We start from the raw sequence: 23251 nt of genomic DNA on the forward strand, positions 1-23251 counted from the left end.
AAAATATGGTTTGTAACTATAATGTTGTTGATATATAATAGTTGAAGGTTATTTAAAAATGAAGGAGACGACTTAAGGGATGGAAAATGAATTTGATATTGAATTTAAAAACTATTTGTATCAGGTTTTAGGAAAGGACAACCTTCAGGAACTAGAATCTAATGATGAAGATGGTGATTGTTATTTAGAGGTTGGTAGCAAGCTTTCTATAGATCTTTCGGAGGACATGGTTAGCCTTTTGACGGATAAGGATAGTCTCCTAGTTATTCTAAGGTTTCCAAGTGAAGCTAAGAAGAGTTTTAGAGGCGTAAGTAAAGGAAAGGTTGATTTTGGATTTCAGCTTTTTAAGAGAGAAGATTTTGATATTAATTATGATTTTGTTGGATTTACCTTATCAATAAAGGATGCTGTTGATTATAGTGATATGAGGCTAGATTTTAATTTTACTCCTGAAGGTTTTGAATTTTCTGAGAAAATGAATTACGCTTTAAATATAATTGCTATAGACGAAAAGCATATAGTAAGAGCTATGAGATATATTAGATTTCCAAGGGAGCTTTGTCAGATTATTAGAGAGTATTATTTGAAAATTACAAGAGAAGATTATAATAGAGAAGTTGCTTTAGAAGATTTAGAAAATCTTGATGCTATACTTTTTGATGGAATAACATCAAAGCAGGTAGAAGAAAGTTTTAGTCTCTATAAGTTTACAGATGAACCAGAAGAATCTAATTTAGATAAATATATTAAAGATTAAAACTATAATTATATTAGACTATATCAAAAGTAATTTAATTATAAATACTTATATCTTGTGCAAGTTTTATGATTAAGTAAATACTTTGATATGGTCTTTTTCATTATCTGTACCAAAAATAGATTTTGGTATATAATGGATTGGGATGGCGTGTAATAAATGGGGAGGTTTTTATGATGAATGAGAAGCTTAGTGATGTTAGAGATTTCGTCAGAGAACTTATTAAAACAGATGAATTCGAAGATGAACTTTTCTTAAGTGCTATCAATAATGCTAGGGATGAACTGGAAAAGAGTGAAGAAGAGGCGTGTTATGATGATGAGGGGGTTATTGTTGGTATAGGAGATAAGACCTATATGGATATTAAGGGAGATAGTGCAATGGTTCTTCAAAATAAAGATGAATTTAACCTATTATTAAGATGGGATAATTCAACACAAGAAGATCATTTTGCTATTAACTATGGAAAGCTAGAGCTTGGATTTCAGATTTATCCAAAAAAGGAGTTTGGGCTTTCAAGAGACTTTATAGGGTTTACTCTAACTATAGATGGAGTTTTGGAATGCAGTGCTTTTCCAGTTGATTTAAATTTTGCTTCCGATGATTTTTATTTATCAGAGGATTTAGATTATACTTTTGAGATCCTTTTAGTTGAAGGAAAAGAAGGAATAGTTAGAGCTATGAGAGATGTAAAAATACCAAGAGAGTTTTGTAAAGTTATCAGAGAATGTTATCTTAAAATAAAAAGTGATGAATATGAAGAGCTAGAAGGCTTAGAAGATAGGATGAACATACAATGGCATGTTAGAAAGCTTGGAGGAAAGATGGTCGAAAGTAAGTATGGAGTTTATAAAATTAAAAATGAAATCCAAATGTCAAAATTAAATTCTTATATAAAGTTAATATAGCATTTGTAAGATGTTACAAAAATAAAAGAGAATAATGTTACATATTTAGGGAGTAATTTGATTATATTAAATTACTCCCTTTGATTTTGCTAGGTTTTAATTAGATTGGTTTTATATATTTAAAAATTTTACTTATTATTCATTATTATTTTTGTGAGTTAAGAATATTTACTTATTGTTCAAAATATGATACTATTTATTTGGGATAAAAAGGAAATTGAAAAAATTATAGAAATATAGGATTTTTTATAGGGTTATAATTTTGCTTAAATTATTTTGCTAAGCTAAATTAAAATAATGTACATTAGTTGACAGGAGGTTAATTAGGTGAAGAGAAATATTAAGGCTTTAATGTTCGGCGGATTAATTACAATTTTGACATTAAATCTTATTGCATGTAGTAGTTCTAATAAAGCATTAGATAAGGGAAAAGAATTTATTAATGAAGGGCAATATGAGAAAGCAGTTGTGTCTTTAGAGTTAGCTTTAGACGAAAATCCTAAAAATAAAGAGGCAAAAGAATTAAAAGATATGATCGAAAATTATTTGCAAGCAAGTAAGGCTTTAGAAGATGGTAGTGTAAGAAAAGCTGAAGTTAAGGTTCAAAATATTGGAGAGAAGTCTAATGAATTTACAAATTTTAAGCAATGTGTAGATTCCTTAAAGAAAAATATAGATGAAAAATCTGAATATGATAAAGATATAAAAAGTGATATGGAAAAGTTAGAAAAGTTTATAGATAATAAAAATTATTCAGATGCAGTATTGCTTACAAAGAGTTTAGATGGAAGAGTAAGAACAAAGGAACAAAAGGAAAAATTTGAACAAATAAAATTGAAATTGATTTCAGAATTATCTATAGAAAGTACTAAGAAATGAGAGTTATTTGTAGATGGATACATTGGGAAAAAAAGTATTTCATATGATTATATAAATGGAAATAAGTTAAATTATAGATTTTTGGACTAAATATAATTCCAATTAAGTTTTTAATAAGTATTATAAGGGATATATCTTAAGATATATCCCTATTCTTTTATAAATAATAGTCTATTAAATTTATTTAAAAATTTATTAAAAAATCTAGCTACACCATCTCTAGAGAGAATAAATGTTACTATTAGAGAGCCTACTATTAGTGCAAGTAACTTTCCATAATTACTTGACATTAAGCTTGTTAATCCTAAAATACTACCTATAAAATAAGTATGCAAAAAATAAACTGAAAGAGTATTTTTACCTATTTTTGATAGGAATGTTTGATTTTCTGGCATTAAGTTTATAAAGACATATACAAAAGCAAATCCAATTATATAAACTGCAATATAAAGCAAGATTCCAGTGAATATTTTTATATTAAAATTACTATATGATCTATCAGCCCAGAAAAATTCATCTGCAATATTTGAATAGTTAACAAAAATTAAGGCTATTAAAACTCCAATAATTAGAATTAATATTGAAGGAACTTTGTTTATAATATTAAATCTTGTAAACTTCCTAAATCTTTTTAATTTTTCCTCACTAGAATAATAACCAGCTAAGAAAAATGGAGCAAAGGTAATGGTTCTAGAAAGAGCCATATAAGAGCCAAATTCACCAGAGAGTTTTACAAAGATACCTGCAACAATACTAAGTATAAAAATATTTTTAAACTTTAAAAGATCAGGTAAAAGGATTTTCCATAAAAACATTGCAAATATATACCATAGTGCCCAACCAGGAGTGAAGAAGGAAAATGCTTGTTCATTAGGAAGTTTAGTAAATTTACCTCTTAAAAATAATGGACCTGCCAATGTGATTAAATTCCATATTATATTAAATAATAAAAAAGGAGTGAGAAAATTTCTTACGGCATTTCTACGTCCTTTTTCTACATTTTTTGAAAGATATCCTGAAATAAAAACAAATACAGGCATATGAAATTCATATATGAATACATATAAAAGTCTTGCCACTTCATAATCTTTTCTAATAAATTCTAAACTGTGTCCTAAGACCACTAAAAATATTAAAAGGCCTTTACTATTATCAATTAAGTAATTCCTAGTTTGTGTTTTCAAGTAATTCACTTCCTTAAATAAGTTTGAATATCTCTACTATATTGTTCTTAGTATTATAAAAAGTATTATTTTTATAATAAAATTATATAAAATAACTATGTATTAAAATTATTGTTAATAATTATGTTAAATTTAGGTATTAACAAATCTATTATAAAGAAAAATTTTTAACTATTATTGAATTTTTATTATACATTATATTAAAGTAGAATTAGTAATTAATTTTATATATTAATAATTATATAAAGTTAAAGAAGTTTTTAAGCATAAAAGGGGGAGAAGATATGTTAAAAATACTATTAGTAGATGATGAGGTTACAGAACGTGAAGGAATTGAATTTCTTATAAAAAGATATGAATTTCCTTTGAATATAGCTAAAGCTGTAAATGGAAAAGAAGCTTTAGAATACATAAAGAAAAATCATATAGATATTCTTTTTACAGATGTAAAGATGCCTTTCATGGATGGACTAGAATTAGCAAAGGAAACATTTAAATATGATCCTAAAATTAGAATAATAATTTTTAGTGCATATAGTGAATTTGACTATGCTAAAAAAGCCTTAGAAGCAAAAGTGGTTGATTATTTACTTAAACCTATTGAGGTGGATGAATTTAAAAGAGTTATGGAAGAGGTAATAAAAAGCTGCATAAAAAGAAAGGAAGAAGAGAAAGAAAAAGAATTACTTATGGAATCAAGCAAGAAGATGTTACTTTATAAGCTATTAGCTAATCACAACAACCAAAATGATATTAATGAAAAGTTAAACGTATACAATATACAGTTGAAAGATAAATATTTAGTATTAATAAACATAGAGACAAGAGATAACTTTTTTGAGGAGAAGGAGGAGATTTTCTTTAATCTCTTAAATACATATTTAAAAATTCCATATGAATATATAAATTTTTATCCTAATGAATCATATTTATTATTGCATAGCAATTTAAAAATAAAAGAGGATTTTTTAGAAGAAGTTTGTTTTAAATTAGCCAGAGAAATTAAATTATTAGCCAATGAAAACTCTTCTTTTTTTATTAGTAATGTATTTTGTGGAATTGAAAAAATCTATGATGAGGTAAAAGGATTAAATAATATAAAGGAAAATATTTATGATTTTGAATCAAGGATTATTAGAGTTAATAAGGATAAATCTAATAATTTATACACACTTGAAATAGAGAATGTAAAGGAAAATCTTAAAAAATCTATAAATGAAAGGAACTTAAATGATATTGAATTTTACATAAATAAGCTTATAGAATATATGTTAGAATCAGGATCACTTAGCACTATATACATACATCACCTTTTTTATGATTTAATAGAAAAGCTTTGCCAATCCTTTGATATATATAATGGTGAAGTGAAAAAGAGCTTTATAGAAAAGATATTAAAATGTAACTCAAGTGAAACCTTAAAAGTAGCTTTTGAATCTATTATAAAGGATATTGCAAAGGAATGTGATAATGATATTTTAGATGAAAAAAGTATAGCTAACAAAGTGATAAAGATAATAAAAAATGAATATAGCAGTGAACTAAGTTTAGATTATATTGCAGATAAGGTTAATTTTACGCCAACCTATTTAAGCTATGTTTTTAAGAAAGAAACAGGCTCAAACATAGTTAAATATATAACTGATTTTAGAATGAATAAGGCTAAGGAGTTTTTAGAAGAAGGGAATATGAAAATTGTACAAGTTGGTAAGGCCTGTGGATATGAAAATCAATCATACTTTAACCGTATATTTAAGAATTATTTTGGAGTAACTCCAAACCAATTTAAACGTAAGAATAGTTAAGATAAGTGAGGTTATGTATGATTGAAAAAATAATAAAGTGGTTTTTAGGAAAAGCATCTATAAGGAAAAAGTTAATTATTAGTTTTAGCATATCTGTATCTATACCAATAATAGTTTTAGGGGTTTATAGTTTTAGTGAATCAAGAAAAAATTTATTAATACAAACTGAGAAGACAATGGAAAATAATAGTCTTAGAATTGCTGATGAGATAGACTTTAAATTAAAAAAGGAAGAAGGGTATGCAAAATATCTTGCTTATAACTTAAACTTTAGAAAGGTTATAGAAAATAAGCCTAATGATAATATATCAATAGCACAAACCTTAAATGATACTGTAGAGCCTATATTTTGGTATTTTATAACCAGCGATGATTACATAAAGGAAATAAATATATATACTCCTAATGTAAGTGGAGAGATAGGATCCTTTTTAAAGCCAAGTAATTTTGTAGAGGGTGAGGAATGGTATAAAAAAAGTGAAAAGAGTTTTAAGCCCTTTTGGAGTTATGAGGATGGAAAATTATTTATAACTAGAAGCATATTAGACACTGCAACTAATAGTAAAGTTATAGGTGTACTTAGAATTGAGTTGTTTATGAGTATTATAACAGAGCCTTTAGAAAATATGGATTTCTTAGATAATGGAATTATTATTAAAGATAATAGTGGAAATATAGTTTTTAAAAAGCTGATGAAAAATAGTAAAATAAATGAATTGGTTTTAGAAAATATATTAAATATAAAATCTGGAGCTAATTTGAAAGAAAAGGAGTATTTAATATGTGAAAATAATATTGATGCTTCAAATTGGAAGGTATTTTATTATTTAGATAAAAAGAAAATAACAGAGGAATTAATCCCTATAATAGGTTCAACTTTATTAATAGTAATTTTTTGTTTAATTGCAGTAGTTATATTAATAAATATATTATCTAAAGCTCTAAGCAGAAGAATATTATTACTTAAGGATAAGGCTGAAGATGTTTCAAAGGGGAATTTCAATAATCCTATTTTTACAGAGGATACTGATGAAATAGGAATTGTGACAAATAGCTTTGGACATATGACAATGGACTTAAACGATATGATAAATAAAGTTTATAAAATTGAGCTTGAGAAGAAAGCAACTGAGCTTAAAGCATTACAAGCTATGATAAACCCCCATTTCTTATATAACAGTTTATCTACTATAAAGTGGAAAGCCATTAGAGAAGGAAATGATGATATAAGTGATATAACAGGGTATCTAGCTAAATTTTATAGAACTAGTTTAAATAATGGACAAGATATAACAGATGTTAAAAGTGAAATTGATAATATAAAATCCTATATTGAAATTCAAAAAATAGCACATTCAGATAGTTTTGATGTGGAATATAGAATAGATGAAAAGGGATTAAAAAATAATATGTTAAATTTTATTCTACAACCTATAGTTGAAAATGCTATTAAGCATGGAATTGATTGTAATGAAGGAAAAGAAAGAGGAAAGATTATAGTTGAGTTTCAGGAGGATGAAGATTCTTTAATCTTTAAAATTTATAATAGTAGTAACAATAATAATGATATTAATAGCATAGAGGAGATGTTAAATAAGCCAGGAAAAGGATATGGTATATATAATGTAAAAGAAAGAATAGAACTATATTATGGTATAAAGTGTAATTTAGAGTGTTCTTTAGTTGAAAATAATTATATATGTATTGCACTAAGGCTTCCTAAAATAAATAATAAATTAAATTAAAAATAAACTAAGGTGCTGTATCAAAATTGAGAGATAAAACATAGAAGCATACTGAGAAAATTCATAAATTTCTCTTTATAAGGCTTTAAGTTTTATTAAAAGTTATTTTGATATAGCATTTTTTTATTAATAAAAAATAACGTAAAATTGTACAAGGTTTCGAAAAAATGTATTATTTATTAATAAATTAAATGATTCTATAATTTAATCATAAGAGGAACTTAATAATTTATAAGCTATGACATCATTAAAGGGTGGATAAATTAAAGGGGGAAGAGATATGAGAAAAAAAATTCTAAGTGCAATTCTATGTATGATGATTGGAGCAACAGCAATGGTAGGATGTGGTGATAAAACTGATTCTACTCAAGCAAAAGATGGTGGTAAAGTAAAGCTTCGTATGACTAACTGGAATAATGAAGATACAATGAAAGATATGTTAAAGTATTTATCTGAAAAACTACCAAATGTGGAAATAGAGTATCAATTTATTGATAACTCAAACTATAACACAATAGTAGATACTCAATTATCAGCTGAAGAGGGTCCAGATATAATTTGTGAATCTCCAGCATCAGCCTTAAAACATGCTAAATTAGGATATCTAGAAAATGTAAACGATTTGGCTAAGAAGTATTCAGATTCAGGTACTAATGTTTATAAGTACGATAATAATGTATATGCTTTACCAGGAATAAGTTGGTTTGAAGGAATATATTATAACGAAAAATTATTTGAAGAAAATAATATTCAAATACCTAAGACTTTTGATGAATATATTGAGGTTTGTAAGAAATTCCAAAGCTTAGGAATAAAACCTTTAGCAGCAGGATTAAAATCATGGGAACCTTTATTAAAGAATTCTATGGCCTTTGTAACAGCAGAGTATTTATCAACAGATGCTGGTAAAAACTTTGGACAAGAGTATAGAGAAGGAAAAGTTAAGTTAGATGGTACATGGAATATGTATTTAGATAAATGGTCAGAAATGATAAAGGATGGAATATACACTAAAGATATGACTGGAATAGACCATGATCAAGCTTTAGAGGAATTTGCTACTGGAAAAGCTGCAATGTATTGTTCAGGACCATGGGATTTAGAAGCAATTATGTCAAAAAATCCTGATTTAAAACTTAATATGATGCCATTTTACGGAACAAAACCTAGCGATGGATGGTTAATAGGTGGACCTGGATGTGGATTTGCAGTAAATTCAAAATCTAAAAATAAAGATGCAGCAATGGAAGTATTAAAAGCTATATCTACAGAAGAGGGACAAAAAGCTTTATGGGAAAACAATCAAGGAGGATCTTCTTACTTAACTGGAACCTCATTCACTCTTCCAGAAGCCTTTAAGGGAGCTGAAAAAGCTATAAATGCAGGTCATATTTATTGTCCTTGGAATGAATGGGGAGATGCAGGATCAGCACATGTAGATTACGGTAAACAAATGCAAAATTATTTACTTGGAAACCAAGATCTAAAAACAACTTTATCAAATGTAGATTCTGCTGCAAGTGAACTTATAAATAAATAAAATTAAATCTTTTGCTCATAATTCTAATTTGTTTAGAGTTATGAGCAATTTTAAAAAACTTATCTAGCATTTAAAGGAGGAGACTACATGGAATTAGTTAAAAAGAAAAGAAGAACACCGGGAACTTTAGGAAAATACTTTTATGTTTTTGTATTACCAGCTTTAGCAATTTACTTAATATTTAGTATTGTACCATTTTTATACACAATATTTTATAGTTTCACTAATTATACAGATATAAATCCTATTAATTTAAGTTTTGTTGGATTTGAAAATTATGCTAAGGTATTTTCAACACCAGTTATGATGATTGGTATTAAGAATTCAGTAATATATGCTATAGCTCTTACAGGGTTACAAACAGTTTTAGCATTACCTTTAGCAGTGTTATTAGACAAAAAATTAAAAAGTCGTAATTTATTAAGAGCTGTATTTTTCTTTCCAGCAGTATTCAGTTCATTAATAATAGGTTACTTATGGAATTTTATACTTTCATCATCAGATTATGGTTTAGTAAATAATATATTACATTCTTTAGGATTAGACACAATAAATTTCTTCACAACAAATAAAGCTTTATTTTCTGTAATTTTTACTCAAGCTTGGCAATGGACAGGATGGGCAATGGTTATATTCTTAGCAAATTTACAATCAATACCTAAAGAATTATATGAAGCAGCAAGTATTGATGGAGCTGGAAGTTTAAAACAATTCTTTCATGTAACACTTCCATTAATGTGCCCATCAGTAAAAATAATCGTTGTTACAGGACTTATAGGAGGTATGAAGGTTTTCGATATCATATATTCAATGACTTCAGGAGGTCCAGGAAATGCAACTGAAACAGTTATGACTGTTATGATGAAAAAAGGTATTTCAGATGGATTCTATAGTACAGGGGCAGCCTTTGGAGTATTATTCTTTATCATAGTTCTTGTAATAAGTGGAATAACAACGAAATTAATGGGGAAATGGAGTGAGTCTATATCATGATAAATAAAGTGAAAAGTAGTGGAATTAAGAAAAAAGACAAAAAACTATGGGGATTAGAATTAGCAATGATTCTATTAGCTGCTATATGGTTTATACCAATTTATTATCTTATAGTAACAACTTTTAAATCTCCTCAAGAAGCAACAGCTAGTCCATTAGGAATTCCTAAGACTTGGATTTTTGAAAATTATTCTAATGCGTGGAAACAGATGAGTTTTCCAAGAGCTTTTGGAAATACAGTGTTTATAACTGCCACAGCGGTTATATTGATTGTTGTTTTTGGGTCTATGGCTGGATATGCTTTAGCTAGAACAAAAACTAAACTTGGAAATCGTATGTTTTTACTTTTCCTTGCAGGGTTAATAGTTCCATTCCAAATGAATATAGTAAGTTTATATAAAATCGTAAAGAGTTTACATCTTATGAATAGTGCCTTTGCTGTAATATTAGTAAACGTAGCCATAAACACACCTCAAGCAATATTTTTGTTTAAAGAATTTATAGAAGCTACTATTCCAATGGAGTTAGAGGAAGCAGCAGATATTGATGGATGCGGAGTATTAAAAAAGTTTTTTAGAGTTATATTACCACTTTTAAAACCAGTTATTTCAACTGTAGTTATAATAGTAACTTTAAATGTTTGGAATGAATTCTTAACACCTTTATTATTCTTACAAAGTAGAGAAAATGGAGTTATTTTACAAGAAGTATCTAGAAATATAGGTCAATTCTCAACTGATTGGACAGCACTTTTCCCAATGTTAATGCTAGGAGTTGCACCTCTTATGGTATTCTATATATTTATGCAAAAATACATAATAGGTGGAGTTACAACAGGAGCTGTTAAAGGTTAAATGGCGAGGTGATGATTTTATGAAAGATATTAATATAGACAAAGATTTTGGAAGTATTATGATAATTGTTCCCCATGAGGATGATGAATTACTTATGACAGGAGGAATAATAAAAAATGCCCTAGAAAGTGGAGTTGATGTGAAGGTAGTAATGGCTACTAATGGAGATTATGATTGTAAAGATTTTTCTGTGGGAAGGGCAAGAATTAGCGAAAGTATAGAAGGGTTAGAACTTTTAGGGTTACAAAGTGAAAATTTAATAGTCCTTGGATATGCGGACACTGGAATGCCTAAAGAAGAAAGTTTTTTATGGAATCTTTATGAAGAGAAGGATGAAAATAAAATTTTAGAGTCTAGTTGTTCAGAGGAAACCTATTCTTTAGAGAATCATAAAGAATATCACTTTAAAAATTTTAATGAACATAGTAAATATACTAGAAAGAATTTTCATGATGATTTATTAGGAGTAATAGAAAAATATATGCCAAAAAATATTTTTACAACCTCTGAGTTTGATACCCATGGAGATCATAGCGGATTATATTGTTTTGTAGTTGAAATATTAAAAGGACTTAGAGAAAAAAATAACTATGAACCTAATTTATATAGTGGCATAGTACATTCTTGTGATGGGGATGAAAAGTGGCCTATTATTACTGAAGAAGTTAGTGAATTTACATGTCCAAAACTTCTAGAAGAAACTTCAAACTTAAAATGGAATGAAGCATTAAGTTTTATTGTGCCTAAAGAAATGCAATGTAATAACCTTGGAGAAAATTTAAAGAGAGAAGCAATTTCAAAACATAGGACAGCATTGAAACCAGATGCCATTGAGTTTTTATATTCCTTTGTGAAAAAGAATGAAGTTTTTTGGAAAATAAAGTGGTAAGGAGAGAGTAATATGGAAGATTATAGAGAGCCTATTTATAAAATAGAGCCTTGGAATATAACAGAAGAAGAATTTCTTTTAAAAAATAATTATAGAAATGAAACAACATTTTCATTGGCTAATGGATATATAGGTACTAGAGGCACCTTTGAAGAGGCATATGATTTTGATGTTGAAACAGGATTAGAAGGAAACTTTGTAAATGGCTTTTATGAAAGTGAGCATATAAGGTATGGAGAATGGAATTTTGGTTTCCCTACAGAAAGTCAATCACTTTTAAATCTTCCGAATGCTAAAATAATAAAGCTATTTATAGAAGATGAAGAATTCAGTATGCTTACAGGTGAAATAGAGGATTATAAGAGAGTTTTGCATATGAAAGAGGGAAGGATAACTCGAGATCTTATATGGGTATCACCTAAGGGTAAAAAAGTAAAAATTAGCATAAGTAGATTTGTTAGTTTTAATAATAAAAATTTAATGGAAATACGTTATAAAGTTACTCCTTTAAACTTTAGTGGAAATTTAAAATTTATCTCTGCTATTGATGCAAATGTAGAAAATCATACAAGAAAAACTAATCCTTTAGTTGATTATGGTCCTTTTGGTAAAAGGCTTGCAAATGATTATATAGATTCCATAAAAGATGGACTTTATTATGAAGGAACAACATTAAATAGTGAACTTTCAATAGCTTGTGGAGCAGTAAATAAAATATCAGCAGAAAACTTTATAAGAAAGAATTTTAAAAATTATGAGCTTTGTGGGGTATCTTATGAATTTTATGCTAAGGAAAATGAAGAAATTATATTAGATAAGTTTATTGCATATAGCACATCTTTAGATATGAATTGTAAAAAGTTACATGGCTTTATAAAAACTATTTTAAGTGATGCCAAGAAAAAAGGATATATAGAAGCTGAGAGAGAGCAAAAGGAATATATTGAAGAGTTTTGGAGAACCGCTGATGTAATTATTGAAGGAGACAATGCACTTCAACAGGGAATAAGATTTAATCTTTTTCACCTTATGCAATCAGCTGGGAGAGATGGTAAAACCGGAATGGGAGCTAAAGGGTTAAGTGGAGAAGGATATGAAGGACATTATTTTTGGGATACAGAAATGTATATACTTCCTGTATTTGTATATACTAAGCCAGATTTAGCTAAGAAATTACTAGATTATAGGTATTTTACTTTAGATAAAGCTAGAGAGAGAGCAAGGGTATTAGGACATGATAAAGGAGCCTTATATCCATGGAGAACAATTAATGGAGAGGAAGCATCAACATATTTTCCTTTAGGAACCGCTCAATACCATATAAATGCAGATATAGCATATGCCTTTAAGCTTTACGTAGATGTTAATGATGATTTTGACTATTTAGAGGATAAAGCAGCTGAGGTTTTATGTGAAACTGCAAGGGTTTGGGCTGATGTAGGATCATTTTCTGAGTATGTAGGAAATAAATATTGTATTTGTGCTGTAACTGGGCCAGATGAGTACAATGCTATAGTTGATAATAATTTTTATACTAATCTTATGGCACGTGAAAACCTTAGAGATGCAATATGGGCATTAAATAAGATTAAAGAAAAGGATCAATTAGCTTATGATAATTTGGTTAAAAAGATTGATTTAAAAGATAAAGAAATAGAATATTGGAAAAAAATAATTGAAAATATGTATTTTCCTTATGATGAGAAAAGAGGGGTGTATCCTTTAGATGATGGCTTTATGAAGAGAAAGCCTTGGGATGATTCCAAAATACCTAAAGAAAAGAGACATCTTCTTTATGAAAATTATCATCCTCTATTTATATTTAGACAAAGGATGTCAAAGCAAGCTGATGCAATTTTAGCAATGTACCTTCATAGTAATCTTTTTAGTATAGAGGAATTAAGAAAAAACTATGATTTCTATCAAGAAGTAACATTGCATCATTCCTCTTTATCAACTTGTATATTTGGTATTTTAGCTAGTCAAATTGGATATGATGAGGAGGCTTACAAGTATTTTTCACAGTCAGCAAGAATGGACTTAGATGATTATCACAATAACTTTTATGCTGGAATTCATGCTGCAAATATGGCAGGAACCTGGCAAGGCATTGTAAATGGTTTTGCAGGACTTAGAACTAATAAAGGAATTTTAGAATTAAATCCTACAATACCTAAGGAGTGGAATGCATATAGTTTTAAAATTTTCTATAAGAAGAATCTATTAGAAATAAAAATTTCTAAAGATGAAATTGAAATAAGACTATTAGAGGGCGAGAATTTAGAATTATATGTATATGGAGAAAAAGTTTATCTTAAAAATTTAAGTGAAATAATAAAAATACCAGCTAAATAATAGTTTAGCTATTTAAAAATAAAACTTTTAATCTGCTTTGTTTAAATTTATTATTAATAAGAAAAAAGGGAGAGTGTTTTATGAATAAGGGGTATAGAGCTATCTTTTTTGATTGGGATGGTACTGCTGTAACTTCTAGGAAGGCACCAGTAGATGAAATAGTTTCGAGAATGAAGGGTTTACTTAATAAGGGAATAAAACTAGCAATAATTAGTGGAACTACTATTGAAAATATTGCTGGTGGAAGATTACAAGATTACTTTACTGAAAAAGAATTAGAAAACTTATTTTTAGGCTTAGGTAGAGGGGCATATAATTATAAATTTAATAAAAATAAAAATTTAGAGTTATTCAATAATATGATACCAGAAAAATCAGTTCTTTTAGATGTTCATAAGGCTTGTTTTGATATTCATATGAAGCTTTTAGAAGACTATGATTATAAGACGGATATAGTTTTTAGCAGACCTAATTATTGTAAAATAGATCTTATGGTCGATAATAATAGAGGAGAGCAACTATTTCTTCAAGAAAATGAGGTTGATATATTAAAAGAAAATTTAACTAGGCATGGATTTAATGAGGGGATTTTAGGACTTATTAAAATCTCTGAGGAAATAGGAGAGAAATACGACTTAGATTTAGTAGTAACAACAGATGCTAAATATTTAGAGGTTGGAGTTTCTAGCAAAAGTGATAATGTAAATACAATTTTAAATTATTTTGAACATGAATTTGGAATATTACCAGAAGAATGTAGCTTTTGGGGAGATGAATACATAGGAATTGATGAGGGGTTATATGGTAGTGACAGTTTTATGATTACTGATTCCTCAAAAAGTGGAGATTTCTTTGATGTTTCTAATTTAAAAGGAAAAAGACCAGAAGAAGTAATAATTTTATCAGGGGGCGTTGAAAGATTCTTGGAATTTTTAAGTTCACAAGAAAATTTATAAAGTTTTGATATTTATAATTTTTTTATAAATATATTTTATAGGTCAAACTTTTAAATGGAGGGGTATTTTTGAATAGAAAAGGTGTATTAAGATTTATGTTTGTCTTTATGTTACTATTGTTGCTACCGTTTACTATTTCAAAAGCAAAGGATTTTCCAGCAAATCCAATTGAAAAAGCTGGATATAAACTAGATTTTTCTGATGAGTTCAATGGTCCTACATTAGATAGAGAAAAATGGACTGATTATTATTTACCACATTGGTGCAAGGATCCTGAAAGTGCTAAGGCTAATTATCGCTTTGAAAATGGATCACTTGTTGAATATATAACTGAAGATCAGAAACCATGGTGCCCAGAGCATGATGGAACTGTTAGATCATCTGCCATAATGTCTTTTGATAAAAGTTGGATACATAATTTTAGTGGAACAACTGATAATCATGAAAGAAATGAGTGGAGAGGTTATACAACTAAATATGGATACTTTGAAATTCGTGCTAAGTTATCTAACACAGGTGGTGGAGGCCATCAAGCTTGGTGGATGGTTGGTATGCAGGATGATACTAATGATTGGTTCAATTCAAAACAAACAGGAGAAATTGATATATTAGAAACTTTCTTTAGTAAAAAAGATACATGGAGAATAGCTGCATATGGATGGAATGATCCAAACTTCCAAACATCTTGGACTATTTCAGAAGATAAAGTTCCATCAGGAGATCCAACTTCTGAATATCATATTTATGCAATGGAATGGACTCCTACTGCTTTGAAATTCTATTATGATAATGAATTATTCAAGGTTATATATGGTTCACCAGACTATGAAATGGGAACAATTTTAAATATATACACAGATGCAGGTTCAGGTGTTCATAATGATGTTTGGCCTAAGGAATGGGCAATTGATTATATGAGAGTTTGGAAACCAGTAGATGGATATAAAGAGAGTGAAAGTTTAAATAATTACTTAATAAGAAATAGACAAACAGGAAAATTCCTTTATATTGAAGAAAATAATGATAAAGTATCTTATGGGGACATAACTTTAAAAAATGAAAAAAATGCAAAATGGAGTAAGGAATATAGAGATGGATACACTTTATTAAAGAATAATGAAACAGGAGAATATTTAAATATAGAAAACCAAACTGGATATATAGAACATGGTAAGGTTCCAAAAACTTGGTGGAGTGCTCAATGGAGTGAAGTACCAGTAGATGGATATACAAGGTTTGTTAACAGATGGAAGCCTAATATGTCAATACATACAGAAAGTTATCAAGGCGTTTTACAGTATGGAAATGTTCCAAATACTTATTGGACAAGTCAATGGCAACTTATTCCTGTAGAATAAAAGTAAAATTTTAAAAGTGTTTTATTAAAAAATTAAGTTTGACCTATATATTAATTAAAAGAGGGAGTTTTATTTTAAATAAAGCTCTCTCTTTTGTTATTTTATAATCTCTTTGTAAGTATTTAATGTTAAAAATAAGAATATTTAATTTTTATAAGTTTCTAACTTTTCTGTGACCACATGCTGGACATTTAAAAACAAGTTTATTTTCTGAATCATAGTCATATGCAAAAGGATTTTCATCCATCTCTTCTCCACAGATTTCGCAGATTTCTTTTATTTCAATATCTTTATTGTTTGGTAAATTACTTCTTTTCAATTTAATTGCTCCTTTTAAATATAAAGTTTAAAATTATAGGGTTAAATTAACCTATATAAAAACAATACATCTTTTTTATTTTTACTTCAATTGTAATTTTTTTAATAAAATATATAAAAAATATTGTGGAAAAAATATCAATATATATAATTAAATGTATATATGAGATAAGGGGGAGAATTAATGAAAATTAAAAGATTAAGGGAGTATTTAAAGAAAAATAAAGTAGTTGTTTTATCAGTATTATTAATAGCAAGTATGTTCTTTGGTATTTATAAAAGTACAAAGGTATATTTATATGAAAAAAGATTAGATGAAGAACTTAAGTACAGTATTAGACAATTTGCCTATGCAACTTTAAATTCCAATGGAGAAGAAAGGAATGAGGATGTTTATGCTAGTATGAAAGCCTGTAAGGAGATTGTTGGTCTTTGGGATGGAAGAGGGGGTTACACTGATAATGAAATAACCCTGTTAAGAGCTTTTTGTAATTTAGAGTATTATTGGAAAGTGGAGCGTGAAAGAATAGAGTTGTTATTGTCTAATAGTGATTTTGGATGGCTTATATATGATATATCTATGAACTTAGAGGAGAGTAAATATATTAAAGATTTTATTGATTTAATAAATGGAGATGTTAAACCAAAATTTTGATGTTTTTAATAAATAAAAATATGTAGTGATTTCAGATAACTGGTAAACTTTTACTGTTTGTGTTATTATATAAAATATAATAACAAAATGTTAACAAAAGTCATTTTATTATTATGTTTTAAGCTTTTATTAAAAGTGAGTGCTATTTTATATAATAAATAATATTATCAATAATACAATATAGCAAAATAGAAATTTTTAAATATTAACAAGCTATAAAAACTTAATGTATGACTAAAGATTAAATTATTTGAGGAAATAATATATTTCTAAATGAAGGAGAACAGCAATGGGAGTTACTACGTATAAGACAAAGAATGGAAATTTTATAATTGATTCTAAAAAACTAAATGAAAAAGTTACTGAGGTTTATAAAACTTATGGATTTGATCTTAATTTATATGAATTTGAAGATGAGGTAGATAAGGTTTTTTATCTTAGATATGCAGTTATGAAACTTAAGGAAGAATTGGGTGGAAAAGGGGTGAGGTCCAAAGAAGAGAAACTAGCTGAAGATTGGTATGATATGATGTCAGAAAAATTTGGTGCTGACTGGGATAAAGAAAATGCTTGGTGTAAATATATTTCAGAGAAATACATATTAGCAGAAGTTACTCCTAAAGGGAAAGAGATTCCAGAAGCTTATTATGACACAAAGGTAGAAGCCATTATGGAGTTTTTGAAAATGGGAGCTTATGATAACCTTAAGGTTTTTAGAGGTACAGTTGTATGCAAAGATATTTTGGGGGAAGAAGTGTTAATTTCACTTAGAAAAAAAGATGATTATGTCTTTCCTCCATTCCGTAAGGGATTTTAAAAATTATAAAGAGAGATAAGTTAAAAATAAGCTCATTAGGTATAATGAAATATTATACCTAATGAGTTTATTTTTATTACTATAATTAACGTTATCAATGATTTATTAATAAACTATTAATAATGTTAATTATAATTTATTAAACCGCAAAATTGATATTTTAAAAAAAATTAATATATAAGTATGTTGAGGGATTAAAGTAATACTGCCTTTTAAAGGGTTTTAATAGAATTTATTTACAAAAAGTTAATAAAAAGAACACTTTCAAAAAATTAACTGATAATGTATAATCTATTAAAATATAAATAAAGTGTTAAGAGAAATTAAAAGATTAAGGAGTTAATGTAATAATTTAAATTCATTGGTTCCTATATAAAGCTTAAAATTTTTTTATAATATAAATACTTAGTAGGGGCAACTAAGTATTTATTATAAAAAATTATAAATAACATAATAAAAACATAATAAAAAGGGGGACAAATTAATGAAAGAACAGAAAAAACAGATGAAGAGGTTTTTATCCTCAACGCTCAATGGCTTGGTGGTGTTAGCTCTTATAATACCTAGTAGTGTAGGAACTAATGTAATGGCAGAGGAAGTCAATAATGGGACAAGCTCGACAGTAAGAAATTTAGAGAGTATTGCTAGGGATGAACTTTATTTTAAGTATCAAAATCCAAATGAAGTAGTAAGAGTTATAGTTGAACTTGAAAAGCCAGCAGCTATAGAGGAAGCTAAGGCTGAAGGTGAGAAAAAACCATCTGAAGCAAAAATTCAAGAAGTAAAAGAAGAACAAAAAGATGCTAAGGATGAAGCAGAAGAAATTACAGGAGAAAAGATAAATAAAAGCTTTGGAACCTTAATAAATGGATTCAGTATCGATACAAAAGTTAAAGATATAGAGGAATTAAAGAAAATCGATGGTGTAAAAAGCGTAAAAGTTGTAAAGACTTATTATCCAGCTATGAATTCTGCTAAAGATTTAACACAGGCAGTAGAAACTTGGAAAGAGTTAGGCTTAAAAGGTGAAGGAATGGTTGTTTCTATTATAGATTCAGGAATAGATCCAAATCATAAAGATATGAAAATAACAGATTCATCAAAAGCTAAGCTTAAAAAAGAAAATTTAAAAGATGGACCAGGAAAATATTTTACAGAGAAAATTCCATATGGTTACAATTTTGCTGATGAAAATGAAAATATTATAGATACACATCCAAAAGTGGATATGCATGGAATGCATGTAGCAGGAATAGTTGCTGCCAATGGAAGTGATGAAGAGGTTGCTAAAAATGAGGCAATAAAAGGAGTAGCACCAGAGGCACAATTACTAGCTATGAAAGTTTTTTCAAATAATCCTAATAGACAAGGGGCTGCTGAGGATGATATAGTAGCTGCCATTGAAGAGTCTGTTAATCAAGGAGCAGACATAATAAATATGAGTTTAGGATCTTCTGCTGGATTCCAAAAAGAAGATGATCCAGAACAAATAGCAGTTAAAAAGGCTGTGGATGCTGGGGTAGTCGTTGTTGTGGCTGCTGGAAATTCACAATATTCAACGGCTCCATACAAGGTTCCAGATATAAAGGATACTGGTTTAGTAGGAGCTCCTGGAACTGCAAAGGATGCACTTACAGTAGCAAACTATCATAATAGTAAGATGCTATTACCAACAATAAGCTTTGAAGATAATGGTGAAGCAGTTAATATACCATTTATGGTATCAGGAGAAGAAAATAGTCTTAATTTAGATAAAGACTTTGATTTAGTAGATTGTGGACTTGGAAAGGTACAAGATTTTAAAGGAAAAGATTTAAAGGGAAAAGTTGCCTTAATAAAAAGAGGGGAAATTACTTTTATAGATAAAAATTTAAATGCACAAGCAGCTGGTGCTGAAGGGGTAATAATATACAATGGAGATGGTGATGAGTCATTTATAAATATGGCAACAGATTCAAAGGTTAAAATTCCATCAGTATTTGTTAAAAACTCAGATGGAGAAAAATTTAAAAATGCTATTAATAAGAATTTAAAAATTAAATTTACAAACAATAAAATATTAGTTGCAAGTAGTGATGCTGGTGATTTTGTTGAATCATCATCATGGGGACCTACTCCAAGTTTAGACTTTAAACCACAAATATCTGCACCAGGTGGAAATATATATTCAACTATAAATGATAATAAATATGGTATTAAAACTGGTACATCAATGGCAGCGCCACATGTTGCTGGAGGAGAAACATTAATAGTTGAAGGGCTTAAAAAGGAAAATCCAAATCTTAAGGGAAGAGATTTAGTAGAATTAGCAAAAAATACAGCAATAAGTACTTCTAAGATAGAGATGGATAAAAATAATCCTAAGATACCTTATTCACCTAGAAGACAAGGAGCTGGTCTTATGCAAATAGAAGAAGCTCTTAAAAATAAGGTTGTAGTATTAGATGAAAATAATAATTCTACTGTAGCATTAAAGCAAATAGGAAATGAGAAAGAATTTACATTAACATTAAAAAATTATGGAGATAAAGAGGCTGAGTATGATGTTGAAAATTTAGGTGGAGTTTTAACAGAAACTAGTGATACTTTAAAGACTATGTCTCATGATGTAAGAATTGAGGGGGCAAATCTTAACTTTGATAAAAATAAAGTTATTGTTCCAGCTAAGGGTACAGAAACTTTAAAAGTGAAATTAACAATACCTAAAGCCGTTTCAGAGGATAGATTTGTTGAAGGATTTATTAAACTTACAGGAAAAGATGTTCCATCATTATCAGTTCCTTTCATAGGATATTATGGAGACTGGGGAAAAGATCAAATAATAGAAGCTATGAATTGGGAGAGTAAAAATCAAAAGTTCATAGTTCCATCAGAAGTATTAACAAATTTAAATGGAGCAATTGGGTACAAGCTAGGTTTAGGAGCAAAGGATGAAAAGGGAAACCTTAAAGTAGATCCTAGTAAAATAGCAATATCTCCAGATGGAAATGGAAATGGTGATATCATAGCTCCATATTTATATTATTTAAGAAATGCTAGGGTAACTGAATTAGAGTTATTAGATAAAGATAAAAAATCCTTAGGAGTTATAGGACATGAAGACTATATAAGAAAAGAGGAATATAGTGAACCAAGTGGAAGTGGAAAAGCTCCAAACTTATTTGAGAATTTGACTTGGGATGGAAAGCTATATAACCAAAGTACAGGAGAAAAGGAAGTTGTACCAGAAGGACAATATTATTTAAATATAAAATCAAAAGTTGATTATGATAATGCTAAAGATCAAGAGGTAGTTGTTCCAGTACAAGTTGACCTTACTGCACCTAATATTGAAATAACTTCAGGAGACAAAGTATTAGGTAATAAGGATGATAATGAAGTAGATTATAAATTAGAATGGACTGCTAAGGACAATGTTTCTATTATACCAGATATAGCTACAGTATATGTAAATGGTAAAAGTATAAGAGCTAATATAAGTGAAAATAATGGCACTTATAGTTGTGACATAAAGTTAAAAAACAATGCTTTAAATGAAGTTAAGGTAGCTATGAATGATACAGCATTTAACTTAGGTGAAGTATCTAAGAATATAAAGGTTGAATCTTCAGATCCATTAATAAAATTTGAAGGTAACTTTGGAACTGCTACTTTAAGTGTTGATAATTCTTTAGAATATCTAGTAAAGGGAGTAGTTTTAGGTCCAGTAAAAGAATTTAAGTTAAATAATGAAGATGTTAAGGTAAATGAAGATGGAACTTTTGTACATAAAGTTGCTTTAAAAGAAGGAATGAATAAAGTTAATATTTATGCGAAAGATGAAAATGGAAATGTGTTATATAATTATGCTAGTAATATATTATGTGATACTAAAGCGCCTATAATAAACTTATCATCTCCAAAGGTAGAATCAGATGGTATAGTTATAACTAATGAAGATAAAATAAATATAAAAGGTACTGTTGAGGATAACACATGGGGATATAAATTCTATAAAAATGACACTATTCAGTTAGAAGTTGAAGAGAGAGGTAAGCCAGGAAATGATAGTACAAGAAGAGAGTTTTCATATGCAGTTCCTGTAAAAGATGGAGATGTTATAGTATTAAAGGCCGTTGATGTATTAGGTCATGAAACTCTTAGAAAGCTTACTGTTAAGGTTGATAAAAATGCTCCAGAAGTGACAATTGGAGGGGTATCAGATCAAGGAATATACAATAGTAATGTAACTCCAAAGATAGTTTCTAATGAAGATGCAGAAATTAGTTACTTATTAAATGGAAAAGATTATGATGGAAAAACTCCTATTTCAGAGGATGGAAACTATGAGTTAATTGTAAAGGCTAAAGATAAAGCTGGAAATAAAACAGAAGTAAAAACTAACTTTACTATAGATAAAACACCAGCAAATATTTCTGTTAATAATATTGAAGATGGAAGAGTATATAATGAAGAAATTATTCCTGAAATAGCTAGTAATGAAGAAGCTACTTTTAAATATACTCTAAACGGAAAAGAATATGATGGTAAGTCTAGTATAAAAGAAGATGGTGACTATGTTTTAAATGTACAAGCAACAGATAAAGCTGGAAATGTATCAAATAAAGAAGTTAAGTTTTCTATAGATAGAACACCTGCTAATATATTTGTAACTGGAGTTGAAGAGGGTAAAGTTTATAATGAACCTGTTACTCCAATAATTGAGATTGATGAGAAGGATGCAACTTTAAAATATACTTTAAATGGAAAAGAATATGACGGAAAATCAAGAATAGATGAAGATGGTAAGTATATCTTAAAGGTTGAAGCTTTAGATAAAGCAGGAAATCCATCAGAAAAAGTTATTAACTTTGCTATAGATAGAAGTTCCTTAAAAAATTCAGAAAAGGATGATCCAAATAATAATAAGAAATATAATGAACCTATTGATGAGGAAATAGTACAAAAGCCTAAAGCTAAAACTGATTCAAAAGAGGAATTAAAGGATAATAAGCTTAAAGAAGAGAATAAAGTTAGTGAAGAAAATAAAAGTAATGAAGAGAACTCAGTTAAAGATGAAAAACTTCTTAAGAAAGAAGGAACATTGCCAACAACAGGACAAGTTCTTGGAGGATCTATGCTATCTTTATTAGGAGCTATAATGGCTTCAATTGGAGCTGTTTTCTTAAAAAGAAAAAATAAAAACAAGGAAGAATAGTAAATAAAAAGTATTTGAAATAAATTAATAAATTTAGGACA

General features: G+C 28.1%; 17 protein-coding genes. 15 read left to right on the forward strand and 2 right to left on the reverse strand.

The genetic code is table 11. The features are described 5' to 3' along the window. Positions 1-79: 79 nt before the first annotated feature. From ACYUCG_RS02520 to ACYUCG_RS02530, 3 genes are all read left to right on the forward strand, one after another. Complete coding sequence (locus ACYUCG_RS02520; RefSeq protein WP_060794625.1) at positions 80-757, forward strand: hypothetical protein; 678 nt, start codon at positions 80-82, stop codon at positions 755-757. A 176-nt stretch (positions 758-933) separates the two neighbouring features. After that, on the forward strand, positions 934-1665 hold the full coding sequence (locus tag ACYUCG_RS02525) for a hypothetical protein (RefSeq protein ID WP_060794626.1): 732 nt from the start codon (positions 934-936) through the stop codon (positions 1663-1665). A 327-nt stretch (positions 1666-1992) separates the two neighbouring features. Then, positions 1993-2544: an outer membrane protein assembly factor BamD gene (locus ACYUCG_RS02530; protein ID WP_139933159.1), complete on the forward strand. Its 552-nt coding sequence runs from the start codon at positions 1993-1995 to the stop codon at positions 2542-2544. Between the two features lie 149 nt (positions 2545-2693). Here ACYUCG_RS02530 and ACYUCG_RS02535 read toward each other — a convergent pair whose 3' ends face one another. After that, positions 2694-3728 (reverse strand): acyltransferase family protein, encoded by a 1035-nt coding sequence (locus ACYUCG_RS02535; RefSeq protein ID WP_460268019.1) that lies wholly within the window; start codon positions 3726-3728, stop codon positions 2694-2696. A gap of 284 nt (positions 3729-4012) precedes the next feature. On the opposite strand from ACYUCG_RS02535, the gene ACYUCG_RS02540 reads away from it, so the two are divergent. The 9 genes from ACYUCG_RS02540 (at position 4013) to ACYUCG_RS02580 (ending at position 16223) form a co-directional block, all read left to right on the forward strand. Then, positions 4013-5533 carry a response regulator gene (locus tag ACYUCG_RS02540; RefSeq protein WP_139933161.1) on the forward strand — a complete coding sequence of 507 codons (1521 nt, stop codon included), beginning with the start codon at positions 4013-4015 and terminating at the stop codon, positions 5531-5533. Positions 5534-5550: 17 nt separating this feature from the next. Next, on the forward strand, positions 5551-7278 hold the full coding sequence (locus ACYUCG_RS02545) for a sensor histidine kinase (RefSeq protein WP_460268020.1): 1728 nt from the start codon (positions 5551-5553) through the stop codon (positions 7276-7278). Positions 7279-7558: 280 nt separating this feature from the next. After that, positions 7559-8818 (forward strand): ABC transporter substrate-binding protein, encoded by a 1260-nt coding sequence (locus ACYUCG_RS02550; RefSeq protein WP_003456161.1) that lies wholly within the window; start codon positions 7559-7561, stop codon positions 8816-8818. 87 nt (positions 8819-8905) lie between these two features. After that, positions 8906-9811, forward strand: a complete 906-nt coding sequence (locus ACYUCG_RS02555; protein WP_110084262.1) for a carbohydrate ABC transporter permease — start codon at positions 8906-8908, stop codon at positions 9809-9811. Then, complete coding sequence (locus ACYUCG_RS02560; RefSeq protein WP_139933163.1) at positions 9808-10665, forward strand: carbohydrate ABC transporter permease; 858 nt, start codon at positions 9808-9810, stop codon at positions 10663-10665. Before ACYUCG_RS02555 ends, ACYUCG_RS02560 begins: the two co-directional genes overlap by 4 nt. A gap of 19 nt (positions 10666-10684) precedes the next feature. Continuing rightward, a complete protein-coding gene (locus tag ACYUCG_RS02565) occupies positions 10685-11554 on the forward strand; it encodes a PIG-L deacetylase family protein (RefSeq protein WP_460268021.1) in 870 nt (289 codons plus the stop codon). A 12-nt stretch (positions 11555-11566) separates the two neighbouring features. Beyond that, entirely contained in the window at positions 11567-13909 is a 2343-nt protein-coding gene (locus tag ACYUCG_RS02570) for a glycoside hydrolase family 65 protein (protein ID WP_460268022.1), read from the forward strand. A gap of 80 nt (positions 13910-13989) precedes the next feature. Next, a complete protein-coding gene (locus ACYUCG_RS02575; protein ID WP_060670134.1) occupies positions 13990-14865 on the forward strand; it encodes an HAD family hydrolase in 876 nt (291 codons plus the stop codon). Between the two features lie 68 nt (positions 14866-14933). Next, positions 14934-16223 carry a glycoside hydrolase family 16 protein gene (locus tag ACYUCG_RS02580; RefSeq protein ID WP_060794636.1) on the forward strand — a complete coding sequence of 430 codons (1290 nt, stop codon included), beginning with the start codon at positions 14934-14936 and terminating at the stop codon, positions 16221-16223. Between the two features lie 151 nt (positions 16224-16374). On the opposite strand, the gene ACYUCG_RS02585 is transcribed toward ACYUCG_RS02580, so the two are convergent. Further along, entirely contained in the window at positions 16375-16542 is a 168-nt protein-coding gene (locus tag ACYUCG_RS02585) for a hypothetical protein (protein WP_174207491.1), read from the reverse strand. A gap of 183 nt (positions 16543-16725) precedes the next feature. On the opposite strand from ACYUCG_RS02585, the gene ACYUCG_RS02590 reads away from it, so the two are divergent. The 3 genes from ACYUCG_RS02590 to ACYUCG_RS02600 all read left to right on the forward strand — a co-directional run bounded on the left by ACYUCG_RS02590 (position 16726) and on the right by ACYUCG_RS02600 (position 23210). Continuing rightward, positions 16726-17196 carry a hypothetical protein gene (locus ACYUCG_RS02590; RefSeq protein WP_060794637.1) on the forward strand — a complete coding sequence of 157 codons (471 nt, stop codon included), beginning with the start codon at positions 16726-16728 and terminating at the stop codon, positions 17194-17196. A 289-nt stretch (positions 17197-17485) separates the two neighbouring features. Then, entirely contained in the window at positions 17486-18013 is a 528-nt protein-coding gene (locus ACYUCG_RS02595) for a hypothetical protein (protein ID WP_283679707.1), read from the forward strand. A gap of 484 nt (positions 18014-18497) precedes the next feature. Next, positions 18498-23210, forward strand: a complete 4713-nt coding sequence (locus tag ACYUCG_RS02600; protein ID WP_460268023.1) for a S8 family serine peptidase — start codon at positions 18498-18500, stop codon at positions 23208-23210. Positions 23211-23251: the final 41 nt, after the last annotated feature.

The organism is Clostridium sp. CTA-17 (assembly GCF_054767895.1).

Bases quoted from the DNA above. Each gene is read 5' to 3' on its own strand.
- ACYUCG_RS02555 (WP_110084262.1), top strand. From the start codon at position 8,906: ATGGAATTAGTTAAAAAGAAAAGAAGAACACCGGGAACTTTAGGAAAA.
- ACYUCG_RS02520 (WP_060794625.1), top strand. From the start codon at position 80: ATGGAAAATGAATTTGATATTGAATTTAAAAACTATTTGTATCAGGTT.
- ACYUCG_RS02540 (WP_139933161.1), top strand. From the start codon at position 4,013: ATGTTAAAAATACTATTAGTAGATGATGAGGTTACAGAACGTGAAGGA.
- ACYUCG_RS02560 (WP_139933163.1), top strand. From the start codon at position 9,808: ATGATAAATAAAGTGAAAAGTAGTGGAATTAAGAAAAAAGACAAAAAA.
- ACYUCG_RS02525 (WP_060794626.1), top strand. From the start codon at position 934: ATGAATGAGAAGCTTAGTGATGTTAGAGATTTCGTCAGAGAACTTATT.
- ACYUCG_RS02595 (WP_283679707.1), top strand. From the start codon at position 17,486: ATGGGAGTTACTACGTATAAGACAAAGAATGGAAATTTTATAATTGAT.
- ACYUCG_RS02565 (WP_460268021.1), top strand. From the start codon at position 10,685: ATGAAAGATATTAATATAGACAAAGATTTTGGAAGTATTATGATAATT.
- ACYUCG_RS02590 (WP_060794637.1), top strand. From the start codon at position 16,726: ATGAAAATTAAAAGATTAAGGGAGTATTTAAAGAAAAATAAAGTAGTT.
- ACYUCG_RS02570 (WP_460268022.1), top strand. From the start codon at position 11,567: ATGGAAGATTATAGAGAGCCTATTTATAAAATAGAGCCTTGGAATATA.
- ACYUCG_RS02600 (WP_460268023.1), top strand. From the start codon at position 18,498: ATGAAAGAACAGAAAAAACAGATGAAGAGGTTTTTATCCTCAACGCTC.
- ACYUCG_RS02575 (WP_060670134.1), top strand. From the start codon at position 13,990: ATGAATAAGGGGTATAGAGCTATCTTTTTTGATTGGGATGGTACTGCT.
- ACYUCG_RS02545 (WP_460268020.1), top strand. From the start codon at position 5,551: ATGATTGAAAAAATAATAAAGTGGTTTTTAGGAAAAGCATCTATAAGG.
- ACYUCG_RS02550 (WP_003456161.1), top strand. From the start codon at position 7,559: ATGAGAAAAAAAATTCTAAGTGCAATTCTATGTATGATGATTGGAGCA.